Source organism: Paraburkholderia panacisoli (assembly GCF_008369935.1).
Taxonomy (GTDB): Bacteria; Pseudomonadota; Gammaproteobacteria; order Burkholderiales; family Burkholderiaceae; genus Paraburkholderia; species Paraburkholderia panacisoli.
Genome location: NZ_VTUZ01000006.1, coordinates 18097 through 30546, shown reverse-complemented (window position 1 = coordinate 30546; position 12450 = coordinate 18097). Strand labels below are relative to the sequence as shown.

Genomic DNA, 12450 nt, shown 5'->3' with positions numbered 1-12450 from the left:
GAGACCGTCGGCGATTTTATTGGCCGCCCCTTGCCGCGACGATCGGACGCTTCCTAATTCATACACGCGCGCGATGCGCGATGGATTTGCTGCACCGATGCATCGCGGCAGCAAGCTGCGATGCATCGGACGAGGCCAGCAAGAAAGGCAGGCGCCCTACAGGAACATCAGGAAATTCAACAGGAAGATGTTGATGACCAGCAATGTCAGCGCGGTGGGAATCTGCACTTTGATCACCGCATTCTTATCCGGCAGTTCCAGCAGCGCGGCCGGCACCATGTTGAAGTTCGCGGCCATCGGCGTCATCAACGTGCCGCAGTAGCCGGAGAACATGCCGATCGCGACCATCACCGCCGGGTTGCCGTGAAACACGCCCACCAGGATCGGCACGCCGACGCCGCCCGTCATCACCGGGAACGCGGCGAAGCCGTTGCCCATCACCATCGTGAAGAGCGCCATGCCGATGCAGTACACGGCCACCGCGACGAAGCGGTAGTCCAGGCTGATGTAGGACGTGGTGACGTGCGCGACCGCCTTGCCGACGCCCGCGTCGGAAAACACGAGGCCGAGCATGCCGAGCATCTGAGGCAGCACCGCCGCCCACGACAGCGCATCGACCAGCCGGCGCGCTTCCTTCATCGACTGGCCGACGGTGTCGCGCGTCATCACGCAGGCCACCGCGAGCGCGATCACACAGCCGATACCGAAGCCGATCAGCGTGACGTTGGCCTTCTCGATCAGCGGCATGCCGCCGAATACCAGGTGGCTCGCCGACAGCGTGATGATCACGGTGATGACCGGAATGGTCAGCGCGGGCACGAACAGCTTGTTGCCCAGGCGCGCCGCGCTCGCCTTGCGCGCTTCGAGCGACAGCGTTTTCGGCTTGGCCGCCGTGACGCCGCCAAAGCCCGCCATCAGCGCCATCACGATCACCGCGACGCCGACCACGGCCGGCGGCAGTTTGTCGCCGATCAGGAAGATCAGCGCGTAGAGAATCCAGAAGCCGCCTGTGGTAAAGCGGCGCGGGTGCGCTTTGTCCGTCACGATCATGCCGCCAACGACCAGCAGCACCACGCCTAACAGCCAGAACAGATAGGTGATGGTGAACGTCATGCTTTGTCTCCCGCGGCGGAGCGCACCGGCGACGCGGTGGCGTTGCCGCGCAGTTCGCGGTCGAGCCGGCGGTCGAGCAGATACAGCCGGAAGCCGTGCACGATGAACGCGCAGATCGCGGTCGGAATGCCCCACACCGCCACGTGAATCGGCTCGACGACGATACCCGCTTCCTTCAGGAAGGTCGTCATCAGCACGATCGCGCCGAACGCAACAAAGATGTCCTCGCCGAAGAAGAGGCCCACGTTGTCGGTCGCCGCGGCGAACGCGCGCAATTTGAAACGCACCTCGTCGCTGATCTTGCCGAAGCGGGTTTCGGCCGCGCCTTCGGCCATCGGCGCGATCAGCGGACGCACCATCTGCGGGTGGCCGCCGAGTCCGGTCAGGCCGACCGCGGCGGTGAGTTCGCGCACCAGCAGATAAACGATCAGCAGACGCCCCGCAGTGGCCGCCTTGATGCCGCCGATCCACGCTTGCGCGCGCTCGCGCAGCCCATGCCTTTCGAGCAGGCCGATCACGGCGAGCGGCAGCAGAATGATGAGCGGGATGTTGCGCGTCTTGATGAAGCCGGTGCCGATGTCCGCGAGGATCTTGTCAGGCGGGAACTGCGCGGCCAGACCGGTGACGATCGCGGCGGCGGCCACGATCAGCATCGGATTGAACCGCAATAAAAAGCCGGCGATGATGACCGCTACGCCAATGAGCGGCCATAGACTGACTGTTGTCTGCATCAGGATCTCCAAACAGGGTTTCAACCTCGCCGCGGGTGGCGGCTGACGTGGGCCGGCGCGTGGTGTTCCCTGCGCCGTCTTGTTGCCACGGCTCTTGATGGCCGCGTCGCTTCGCACTGCAACTGCAACTGCAACTGCATTTGTGGCTGCGGCTGCTTTTTTTGCTGAGACTGCGGTGCCGCCGCTGCCGCAATACGTCCAATACGTGCCGCACCTGGCAAACGCCCCGCTGGAAAGCGGGGCGTTTGAGGTGTCGCAAGGGTCGATTCGCGCTGTCTGGCTCGCCGCCGAAGCTCGCGCTCAGACGCGTGCGGCGTTGGCCGCGTGAACTTCGATGCCGGCGGCATCCAGCGCGCCGCGAATGCGCCGCGCGAACGCCAGCGCATGCGGGCCATCGCCGTGCAGGCAGATGGTTTGCGCGTTCAACGACACCCATTGGCCGTCGACGGCTTGCACGCGCTGCTCGCGGATCATCGCGAGCGTGCGCTCCAGCACTTCGTTCTCATCGTCGAGCAGCGCGCCGGGCTCCTTGCGCGGCACCAGCGACCCGTCGGCGCGATAGCCGCGGTCGGCGAACACTTCTTCGATCGCGATCAGGCCCGCGTTGCGTGCCGCCGTCACGAGACCACTGTTGGCGAGCGCGAACACGGCGACCGACGGATCGAAATCGTGCACCGCCGACACGATCGCGTCGGCGATCTGCGCGTCGCGCGCGGCCTGGTTGTACAGCGCGCCGTGCGGCTTGACGTGTGCGATGCGCCCGCCCTCGGCCTGGGCGATCGCCGACAGCGCGCCGAGCTGATACAGCACGCCCGCGTAAATCTCGCCGGCGGGCAGATCCATTTCCTTGCGGCCGAAATTCTCCGGATCGTTGAAGCTCGGATGCGCGCCGATCGACACGCCTTTCTGCACCGCCCAGCGCACGCATTCGCGCATCGCATTCGGGCCGCCCGCGTGCCAGCCGCAGGCGATATTCGCCGAACTGACGAGGTCGAGCAGCGCCTCGTCGGAGCCGCAGCCTTCGCCGAGATCGGCGTTCAAATCAATGTCCATGGTGGTTCCCCAACTGAGTGTCACAGCGCCGCGACCGCCAGCCGGCGTGCGCAGCGTTCTTCATGCATCGCGATCGCGGCGTCGATCTGCCGCAAATACGTGCGCTCTTCCAGCAAAGCCTGGCGTGCCTCGAACGGCGTCGTCGGGATGAAGCGCACGGAGGCGTTCAGCCGCACCTGCGCAAGTTTCCACAGATCGGCCTGGATCACCGCGCCGATCTTCGGATAGCCGCCGGTGGTTTGCGCGTCGCTCATCAGCACGATCGGCTGGCCGTTCGGCGGCACCTGAATCGTGCCGGGCAACACCGCGTGCGAAAGCAGGTCGGTTTTCTGCGTGCGCGTCAGTTCGGCGCCGGCCAGGCGATAACCCATCCGGTTGCTGTTCGGCGTGACGAGCCATTCGTCGGACCAGAACGCTTCGTGCGCCGCGTCGGTGAAGCTGTCATATTCCGGGCCGCGCAGCACGCGGATCGGCACGGCCCACGGCACCCCTGACGGATGACGGCCACGCCGCAGCGGCTCGTGAACCAGCACGAACTTGCACCAGCTGGGCGCCTTCACGCCGAACTCCGGCGCCTCGGGCGTGAAGCCGATGTGGCCGCGCTGCTGCGGCGCGCCGACCGGCAGGCGGTCGCCGTCGCGCAGCGCGCGCCCGCCAAGTCCGCCGAAATGGCCGGCGAGGTCGGTGCTGCGCGAGCCGAGCACCGGCAGCACGTCGATGCCGCCCGCCACGCAGACGTAGCCGCGCATGCCGCGCTTCGCCGCGTTCAGCACCAGTTCCTGGCCGGCCTGCACGGGCAGGCTCCACCACGAATAGACCGGCTTGCCGTCGAGCGTCGCGCCGAATTCCGTACCGGTGATGGCAACCCGCGTCGCGCGCAGAAACCGCAGCACGGTCGGGCCGATGGTAATTTCGAGACCGGCCGCGTCGGGACGGTTGCCGACCAGCCGGTTGCCGACTTCGAGCGACAGACGGTCGAGCGCGCCCCCCATCGCGACACCGAGATGCCGGTGGCCGTGACGGCCGAGGTCCTGAATCGTGGTCAGCAGACCCGCGCGTATCACATCGATCATGCGTGCATCCCCGCGATGGTGAAGCGCACCCGGTCGCCCGGCTGTAGCAGCGTGGGCGGGCGGCGCGCCGGGTCGAAGAGGGGCAGTTCGGTGCGGCCGATCAGTTGCCAGCCGCCGGGCGAAGTGGCCGGATAAATGCCGGTCTGTTCGCCGCCGATGCCAACCGACCCCGCCGGCACTTCGAGCCGGGGCGACGCGCGGCGCGGCGCGTGCAATGCGGCTTCGAGGCCGCCCATGTAGGCGAAGCCCGGCTGGAAGCCGAGGAAGAAGACCACGTACTCGCCATCCGCGTGACGCTGCACGACCTCGCGCGCGGTGAGGCCCGTGTGATCGGCGACCGCTTGCAGATCGGGGCCGAACTCGCCGCCGTACTGCACTGGAATCTGCACTTCACGGCCCGGCGCGCGCGCCTTGCTCGCGGCGTTCCAGGCCGTCAGCAAATGCTCGGCGAGCGCGTCGCGGTCGGCTTCGAGCGGATCGAACGTGAGCGTCAGATTGTTCATGCCCGGCACGACTTCCAGCACGTGCGGCCAGTCGCGCGCGGCCTCGGCGGCCGCCCAGACGCGCTGCTGGCACTCCAGCGAGGCAGGCGGCGGCGCTTCGCAAACAAGCGCGGCATCGCCGAGCGGAAAGATTCTTGGTTGGCTCATTTGGCTGATGGCTTAACGGCCCAGGTCGAGTCGGAGGATTCGGGCACGGCGGATCCCGAGACGCGCTTGCAGCATCGCGCATGCGACATTGCAAGCGTACATTATCAATAAAATATCAACAATTTCCCAATAAGCGTTTTTGCCAGGCTCCCCGGGAGCGGGCGCTCGTCGTACACTCCCGACACCTTCTCATCTGACTCCCGAGACTCTTCGTCATGTCGCGCCATCCCACCAAGATCGTCTCATCGGAACACCTCGTATCCGAGACCAGCGCGGAACTGTCCGAACTCGAATATGCGCTGATCATGGCGGGCAACGCCTTCAACCGGTGGATGGTGCGCTGCATGTCGGCAGCGGGCGACAAGGACATGACCGCAATCGAAGTGTCGCTGCTGCACCACGTCAGCCATCGCGAGCGCCGCAAGAAGCTGGCGGACATCTGCTTCGTGCTGAACATCGAAGACACGCACGTCGCCACCTACGCGTTGAAGAAGCTCGTAGCTAGAGGGTATGTAAAAAGCGAAAAGACCGGCAAGGAAGTGTTCTTCTCGGCGACCGACGCGGGCCGCGAGTTGTGTCTGAAGTATCGCGAGGTGCGCGAGAGCTGTCTGATTTCGACGCTGAAGGAAAGCGGGCTGACCAATCAGCAGATCGGCGAGGCCGCCCAGCTGATGCGCAACGCATCCGGTCTGTACGACACGGCCGCCCGGGCGGCGGCGTCCCTGTAACGCGGGTTATGGCGGTTATGGCGGGCTAAGGCGAAGTTGCAGCGAAGCGACGCCGCGGCTTGCCGCAGGCTCAACTCAATGGCACGGGATAAGTCCCCGCTTCGGTGACGATCAGATCGAGCGGAATGTCATGGGCTTCGCGTTGCAGCGTTTGCGTGCGGCACGCTTCATAAGCGATGCCGACCGTGAGCGGCTTCTTCGAACCCGGCCATGCGGCCAGCGTGCGATCGTAATAGCCGCCGCCATAGCCGAGCCGGTAACCGTCGATGTCGAACCCCACGCAAGGGACGAACAGCAGTTCGGGAAGTACCCTTTGTCCGGTGGTCGGCTCGGCGATCTTGTGATGACCGATTTTCATCGGCGTATCGGGTGTCCATGCATGGAATTCGAGCGGCACGCCACGTTCTTTAACAATCGGCAAACTGGCTTCGCGCCGCGCGCCGGCAGCCAGCCAGACCGAGATCGCGGGGCGCGCGTCGAACTCGCCCGCGAGCGGCCAGTAGAACCCCACGCTACCCACCCCGTAATGCTCCAACGCATCGAGCAGGCGACGCCCGAGCGCGGCATTGTGCTCCGGCGTGGAAGCCGCTTGCAGCCTTGCTTCCAATAGCCTTCGGCGCAGCGCCTTTTTCGCTGCCGGGACAGCGTTGCATGCTATGCTTGGGTCCAATTCGCGCTCCAGAAATAACGATGTCAAAACGCCTTTATCGAGTATATCGCGCGGCCGGACTGGCGCTGGCCGCAGCGGCACTCGTCGCGTGCAGCACGGCCTCCGCCGTCAAACCCATTCCCCTTTCGCAGCTCACGAACGACGACCAGACCTTCGTCCAGTTGCGCGAGGCCGCCCGCAATAACGACGCGGCACGCGCGGCGCAGTTGGCGAGCATGATCCCGAACTATCCGGCGCCTTCGTATCTGGAGTATTTCCAGCTCAAGCCGCAGCTATTCGATTCCACCGGCCATGCGCGCGTCGACGCGCCCGATGCGCCGGTGCTGGCGTTCCTGCAGAAGTACGACGGCCAGGCCATCGCCGACCGTCTGCGCAACGACTACCTCACGGTGCTCGGCACGCGTCACGACTGGCGCAACTTCGATCAGCAATACGCCCGCTTCGTGCTGAACGACGACACCCAGGTGAAGTGCTACGCGCTCGAATCGCGCGCGTCGCGCGGCGAAAACGTCGCGGATGCAGCGCGCGCGCTGCTGGTCGATCCGAAGTGGTATGGCGACGGCTGCGTCGATCTGATCGTCTCGCTGGGCGCGAGCCGCCAGTTCAGCGCCGACGACGTCTGGCAGCAGATCCGTCTGGCGTACGAGCAGAACTACACCAGCACGGGCAGCAAACTGGTCGACGCGCTCGGGGACCCGACGCCCGATCCGGTGCTGTTCGGCCAGGCCGCGAACACGCCGCCGTTGCTGCTCGCGCGCGGTGTCGGTCCGGATGCGCAGTCGCATCAGTTGGCGCTGCTCGCGATCACGCGGATGGCGCGCAACGATCCGGCGATGGCCGCGGCCACCTTCGCTTCGGTCGCGCCGTCGCTGAACTCGCCCGAGCGCGCGATCGGCTGGGGCACGATTGCCTATCAGGCCGCCCTCAAGCAGATGCCCACCGCGGTGGACTGGTACCGGTTGTCGGCGAACGCGCCGTTGTCCAATCCCGCGTATGAATGGCGCACCCGCACGGCGCTGCTCGCCGGCGACTGGAACATGGTGCGCTGGTCGATCGAGCAGATGCCGGAGACGTTGCGCAAGCAGCCGTCGTGGGTGTACTGGCATGCGCGCGCACTGAAACAGGCCGGCGACACGAGCACGGCCAACCAGGAATTCGAATCGATCGCGCCGGGCTACAACTTCTACGGCCAACTGGCCGCCGAAGAACTCGGCCAGAAGATCACGGTGCCGCCGAAAACCACAGTGACCGATGCGGAAGTTCAGCAAGCCGGCAACACGCCGGGCTTCGATCTGGCGCAGCGGTTCTATGCGCTGAATCTGCGGCTCGAAGGCAATCGCGAATGGAACTGGCCGCTGCGCACGATGAGCGACCGCCACCTGCTCGCAGCCGCCGAATACGCGCGCCGTATCGAGCTGTATGACCGCACCGTCAACACGGCGGACCGCACGAAGAGCGAACACGACTTCTCGCTGCGTTATCTGTCGCCGTTCCGCGAGATCGTCGATCGCGATGCGCAGTCGAATGGTCTGGATGTGGAATGGGCGTACGGGCTGATTCGCCAGGAGTCGCGCTTCATCATCAACGCGCGTTCGGAAGTCGGCGCTGGCGGCTTGATGCAATTGATGCCGGGCACCGCGCAACTGGTCGCGAAAAAGATCGGCCTCGGCCCGCTTTCGCGCGAGCAGATGAACGACATCAACACCAACATCCTGCTCGGCACCAACTACCTGTCGATGATCTACAATCAGTTCGACGGGTCCGCCGTGCTGGCCACAGCCGGATATAACGCGGGACCGGGCCGTCCGCGCAACTGGCGGCAGTCGTTGCAGCATCCGGTTGAAGGCGCGATCTTCGCCGAGGCGATTCCGTTCCAGGAAACGCGCGACTACGTCAAGAATGTGCTGTCCAACACGGTCTACTACGCGGCGTTGTTCGAAGGCCGTCCGCAATCGCTGAAGGCGCGTCTGGGTTACATCGCACCGTAAAGCGCCGTGCCGCCGCGGCCTCGCTTCGAGGTTGCGGCGCGCCACGCCAGCCGTTGCCGCGGCTTCCACCAGGGAGTCGAAAATGCGACATAAAGCCATTGCGATCATCGGCGGTTCCGGGTTCATCGGCAGCCACCTCGTCAACGCGCTCGTCGACATGGGCAAAGACGTGCGCATTGCCACAAGGCGGCGCTACAACGCTCGCCATCTCACCATCCTGCCGATCGACGTGATCGAAACCGACGTGTTCGATCCGGTCCAGCTCGCGCGCTTCGTCGAAGGCGCCGATTGCGTGATCAATCTCGTCGCCATCCTGAACAGCAAACGCGGCACGCCCTATGGTCGGGAGTTCGCGCGCACGCACGTCGAATTGCCGACCCGGATCGTCGCGGCATGTGAAGGCAAGGGCGTGCATCGGCTCATTCACATCAGCGCGCTCGGCGCCAATCCGAACGGGCCCAGCATGTACTCGCGCTCGAAGGGCGACGGCGAAAAGGCAGTGCATGCGGCAAACGTCGCGTGGACGATTTTCCGGCCGTCGGTGGTGTTCGGCCCCGAAGATCAATTCCTAAACAAGTTCGCGTTCCTGCAACGGACGTTTCCGGTGCTGCCGCTCGCGATGCCGGATGCGAAATTCCAGCCGGTGTATGTCGACGATGTCGCGAAGGCGATCGTCAACGTGCTCGATCTCGATGCCGCGAGCGGCCAGACCTACGAACTGGGCGGCCCGACGGTCTACACACTCGAAGACCTCGTCACGTATTGCGGCGACGTGATTGGCAAGCATGCGCGCATCATCCGCTTGCCGGAAGCGTTGGCGCGGCTGCAGGCGCTGACCTTCGAAATGGCACCCGGCGAACCGGTGATCTCGCGCGACAATCTGGATTCGATGAAAGTCGACAACGTGTTGAGCGGCCCGCTCGCGCCTGAGCTCGGGATCGAGCCGGTCGCCATCGAAACGATCGCACCGGTCTATCTGACCGGCGCGTCGACGCGTTCGCGCTTCGACACGTTCCGCGCGACCGCCGGCCGCTAAACCTCTATTCCCACTCCGTTGATAACAGGCATGAAACTGCTTATTGGTGACAAGAACTATTCGTCGTGGTCGATGCGGCCGTGGCTGCTGCTAAAGCATTTCGGCATCCCTTTTGAAGAAGTGTTGATCCATCTGGACCAACCGGGCACGACCGCGGCGATCGTCGCTCACGCGCCGCAGGGGCCGGGCAAGGTCCCGTGTCTGATCGACGAAGCGGGGCAGGCCAGCTGGGATTCGCTGGCGATCGCCGAGACGCTGGCCGAGCGCTTCCCGCAGCACGCGCTGTGGCCGCGCGACGCGGCGGCGCGGGCTCACGCTCGCAGCGTCAGCGCGGAGATGCATTCGGGCTTCGGCGAGTTGCGCTCGAACATGTGGATGAACATTCGCGCGTCGTTCCCTGGCAAGAACGCGACGCCGGGCGCGCTGGCCGATATCGCGCGGATCGAGACCATCTGGCGCGACTGCCTCGACGCGCATGGCGGTCCATTCCTGTTCGGCGAGTTCAGCATTGCCGATGCGATGTACGCGCCGGTCGCGATGCGCTTCAACACGTGGCGGCCAACGCTGTCCGCCACCTCGTGGGCCTACGTCGAGCGGCTCACCGCGTTGCCCGCGGTGCAGGCATGGATCAATGCCGCGCGCAGCGACACCTTCGCGATTCCGTATCAAGACGTATGCCCATGAACATCTACGCCGTAGGCGGCGCGATCCGCGACGAACTGTTGGGCGTGCCGGTGCAGGACCGCGATTACGTGGTCGTCGGCGCGACGCCCGAGCAGATGGTGGCGCAGGGCTACCGTCCGGTGGGCAAGGATTTTCCGGTGTTCCTGCATCCTCAGACGCACGAGGAATACGCGCTCGCGCGCACCGAGCGCAAGACAGCGGCGGGCTATCACGGCTTCCAGTTCTTCTACGCGCCGGACGTCAAGCTCGAAGAAGACCTTGCGCGCCGCGATCTGACGATCAACGCGATGGCGCGCGAGGTGCGCCCGGACGGCGAGTTGACCGGCCCGGTCGTCGACCCGTTCAATGGTCAAGCCGATTTACAGGCGCGGCTGTTCCGGCATGTGAGCGATGCGTTTCTCGAAGACCCTGTGCGGATTTTGCGCATCGCGCGCTTCGCCGCGCGCTTTGTCGACTTCACGGTCGCGTCGGAAACGCTGACGCTGATGCGCAAGATGGTCGCCGACGGCGAGGTGGATGCGCTGGTGGCCGAACGCGTGTGGCAGGAAGTGTCGCGCGGCTTGATGGAGAAAAAGCCGTCGCGCATGTTCGAGGTGCTGCGCGAGTGCGGTGCGTTAGCGCGGATTCTGCCGGAGATCGACGCGCTGTTCGGCGTGCCGCAGCGGGCCGACTATCACCCCGAGGTGGACACGGGCGTGCACGTGATGATGGTCGTCGATCACGCCGCGCAGCAGGGCTATGCGTTGCCGGTCCGGTTTGCCGCACTGGCGCACGACCTCGGCAAGGCAACCACGCCCGAGGACGTCTTGCCTCGCCACATCGGCCATGAGGGGCGCAGTGTCGATTTATTGAAGCCGCTCTGCGAGCGGCTGCGTGTGCCGAACGACTGCCGTGACCTGGCGCTGCTGGTGGCGCGCGAGCACGGCAGCATTCATCGCGTGATGGAAATGGGGGCTGCGGCGCTGGTGAGGTTGATCGAGCGTTGCGACGCGATCCGCAAACCGGCGCGTTTCGCCGAAGCGTTGCAGGCGTGCGAGGCCGATGCGCGTGGGCGTCTGGGGTTCGAGATGAGCGACTATCCGCAAGCGGAGCGGCTTAGAGTGGCGCTTGTCGCGGCGCGCGGCGTGGATGCCGGCGCGGTGGCGCAGCGGCTGGCCGATGCGCCTGCCGGCATCAAGGACGCCGTGCATCAGGAGCGCGTTCGCGCAGTGGAAGCGGCGCTGGGGTAGAGCGCTTTTCGTGGGCTTGCCTTTGACGCGGCGCATGCCGCCGTGATCGAAGGCGAACCGACCCGAACGAACTTACAACACCCTCGCCAGCAGCGACAACAGCATCGACAACACCAGCGTCGACATAAAGGGAAACGGGTACTCGCGGCCGAACAGGCGCAAGGTCACGTCGCCGGGCAGGCGGCCGATGCCGAGCTTCCTGAGCCACGGCCAACAGCTCGACAGCACCGCCACCGCAACGAACGTAGTCAACAGCCAGCGAATCATCGCGAGTTCCTGACGCCCAATAAGGCAAAAATCACAACGTATGCGAGCGGTCGCCGCTGGAAAACGCTCGCAGCGTGTCGTCCAGTCCGCGCGAAAAGGCGATCACCTTGAACAGTTCGCCCATCTCCGCCTCGGACAACATTTTCTGCACTGCATTTGCCGCAGGCAGAAACCTCGCCGTGTCGGCCGGATCGATTTCCGACAACACTTCGGTAATCCCCGCATTCAGCAAAAACCGCGCTTGCGACGTGAAGCCCAGCAAGTCGGCGCCCGTCTCGACACCGGCCTCGGCGATTCCGGTGAATTCCACGTGCGCGGTGATGTCCTGCAAGCCCGGATAGAGGAACGGATCGCCGTGCGCGCGATGCCGGTAATGGCACATCAGCGTACCTTGCGCGCGCTGCGCGTGGTAGTACTCGTGACGCGGAAAACCATAGTCGATCAGAAACGCCGCGCCGCGCGTGAGCATCGTGCAAATGGTGCGCGTGAACGCGCCGGCGGCTTCGTGCGTTTCGGTTACGTAGTCGTCGCCGGCAATGTCGAGGTCCGCCAGCAGCGCGAGGTCCGCCGCCGCGGACACCGGCCGGTCGTCGAACGCGAACGCGTCGTCGCGCCACACCACGCCGCGCTCGTGCCAGACACCGCCGTTCGACGCGAACAGACGCACCGGCATCGCATCCAGCACCTCGTTGCCGATCACCACCCCCTCGAATCGCTCCGGCAACGCGTCCAGCCAGCGCACTTTCGCGACCAGCGCGGGCGCCGCGGCCGCGATCGTCTCGCGTTGACGTTCGCGCAATTCGCCGGACAGATCCACGATCGAGTAGCTGTCGAATCCGGCGCCCAGCGCGTCGAGCGCGTTGAGCAAGCCGGCGGCCAGCTTGCCCGTGCCCGCGCCGAACTCCATCACGTCGCGCGTGCCGCTTGCCTGCAAGGCTTCGGCGAGCGGGCGCGCCAGCGTCGCGGCGAACAACGGCGACAGTTCCGGCGCGGTGACGAAGTCGCTGCCGTCGTCGCCGCGCAGACCGAATTTGCGCGCGCCACCGCTGTAATAGCCGAGTCCCTGCGCGTACAGCGCGCGTTCCATGTAGCGGTCGAACGGCAGCCAGCCGCCGGCGCTATCGAGGTCCGCGCGGATTCGCGCGACCAGCGCTTCGGACTGCGCGAGCGGGCCTGGGCCGGGAGCAGGTAAACTATCGGGTTGGTGAGCTTTCGGATTCATCCCCGC

13 protein-coding genes are annotated in these 12450 nt (G+C 65.4%); 5 read left to right on the top strand and 8 right to left on the bottom strand.

Annotation, left to right across the window (positions count from 1 at the left end):
* Nucleotides 1-156 precede the first annotated feature (156 nt).
* From FVF58_RS10810 to pxpB, 5 genes are all read right to left on the bottom strand, one after another.
* Nucleotides 157-1113 (bottom strand): DUF979 domain-containing protein, encoded by a 957-nt coding sequence (locus FVF58_RS10810; RefSeq protein WP_149669902.1) that lies wholly within the window; start codon nucleotides 1111-1113, stop codon nucleotides 157-159.
* Nucleotides 1110-1844, bottom strand: coding sequence for a DUF969 domain-containing protein (locus FVF58_RS10805; RefSeq protein WP_149669901.1), 735 nt, complete (start codon nucleotides 1842-1844; stop codon nucleotides 1110-1112). The genes FVF58_RS10810 and FVF58_RS10805 overlap by 4 nt, the downstream gene beginning before the upstream one ends.
* 300 nt (nucleotides 1845-2144) lie before the next feature.
* A complete protein-coding gene (pxpA, locus tag FVF58_RS10800) occupies nucleotides 2145-2897 on the bottom strand; it encodes a 5-oxoprolinase subunit PxpA (RefSeq protein WP_149669900.1) in 753 nt (250 codons plus the stop codon).
* Nucleotides 2898-2917: 20 nt separating this feature from the next.
* On the bottom strand, nucleotides 2918-3970 hold the full coding sequence (locus FVF58_RS10795; RefSeq protein WP_149669899.1) for a 5-oxoprolinase subunit C family protein: 1053 nt from the start codon (nucleotides 3968-3970) through the stop codon (nucleotides 2918-2920).
* Entirely contained in the window at nucleotides 3967-4620 is a 654-nt protein-coding gene (gene pxpB / locus FVF58_RS10790) for a 5-oxoprolinase subunit PxpB (RefSeq protein ID WP_149669898.1), read from the bottom strand. Before pxpB ends, FVF58_RS10795 begins: the two co-directional genes overlap by 4 nt.
* A gap of 215 nt (nucleotides 4621-4835) precedes the next feature.
* Here pxpB and FVF58_RS10785 point away from each other — a divergent pair, with 215 nt between their 5' ends.
* A complete protein-coding gene (locus tag FVF58_RS10785) occupies nucleotides 4836-5348 on the top strand; it encodes a winged helix DNA-binding protein (RefSeq protein ID WP_149669897.1) in 513 nt (170 codons plus the stop codon).
* A gap of 70 nt (nucleotides 5349-5418) precedes the next feature.
* Here FVF58_RS10785 and FVF58_RS10780 read toward each other — a convergent pair whose 3' ends face one another.
* Nucleotides 5419-6018: a 5-formyltetrahydrofolate cyclo-ligase gene (locus FVF58_RS10780; RefSeq protein WP_149669896.1), complete on the bottom strand. Its 600-nt coding sequence runs from the start codon at nucleotides 6016-6018 to the stop codon at nucleotides 5419-5421.
* 20 nt (nucleotides 6019-6038) lie between these two features.
* Here FVF58_RS10780 and FVF58_RS10775 point away from each other — a divergent pair, with 20 nt between their 5' ends.
* The 4 genes from FVF58_RS10775 to FVF58_RS10760 all read left to right on the top strand — a co-directional run bounded on the left by FVF58_RS10775 (nucleotide 6039) and on the right by FVF58_RS10760 (nucleotide 10955).
* Nucleotides 6039-8006 (top strand): lytic transglycosylase domain-containing protein, encoded by a 1968-nt coding sequence (locus tag FVF58_RS10775; RefSeq protein WP_149669895.1) that lies wholly within the window; start codon nucleotides 6039-6041, stop codon nucleotides 8004-8006.
* An 82-nt stretch (nucleotides 8007-8088) separates the two neighbouring features.
* Nucleotides 8089-9042 (top strand): complex I NDUFA9 subunit family protein, encoded by a 954-nt coding sequence (locus FVF58_RS10770; protein ID WP_149669894.1) that lies wholly within the window; start codon nucleotides 8089-8091, stop codon nucleotides 9040-9042.
* A 30-nt stretch (nucleotides 9043-9072) separates the two neighbouring features.
* Nucleotides 9073-9726 (top strand): glutathione S-transferase family protein, encoded by a 654-nt coding sequence (locus FVF58_RS10765; RefSeq protein ID WP_149669893.1) that lies wholly within the window; start codon nucleotides 9073-9075, stop codon nucleotides 9724-9726.
* Complete coding sequence (locus tag FVF58_RS10760; protein ID WP_149669892.1) at nucleotides 9723-10955, top strand: multifunctional CCA addition/repair protein; 1233 nt, start codon at nucleotides 9723-9725, stop codon at nucleotides 10953-10955. The genes FVF58_RS10765 and FVF58_RS10760 overlap by 4 nt, the downstream gene beginning before the upstream one ends.
* Before the next feature lie 72 nt (nucleotides 10956-11027).
* On the opposite strand, the gene FVF58_RS10755 is transcribed toward FVF58_RS10760, so the two are convergent.
* Entirely contained in the window at nucleotides 11028-11222 is a 195-nt protein-coding gene (locus FVF58_RS10755) for a DUF2905 domain-containing protein (RefSeq protein WP_149669891.1), read from the bottom strand.
* A gap of 31 nt (nucleotides 11223-11253) precedes the next feature.
* Nucleotides 11254-12444, bottom strand: coding sequence for a class I SAM-dependent methyltransferase (locus tag FVF58_RS10750; protein ID WP_149669890.1), 1191 nt, complete (start codon nucleotides 12442-12444; stop codon nucleotides 11254-11256).
* Nucleotides 12445-12450: the final 6 nt, after the last annotated feature.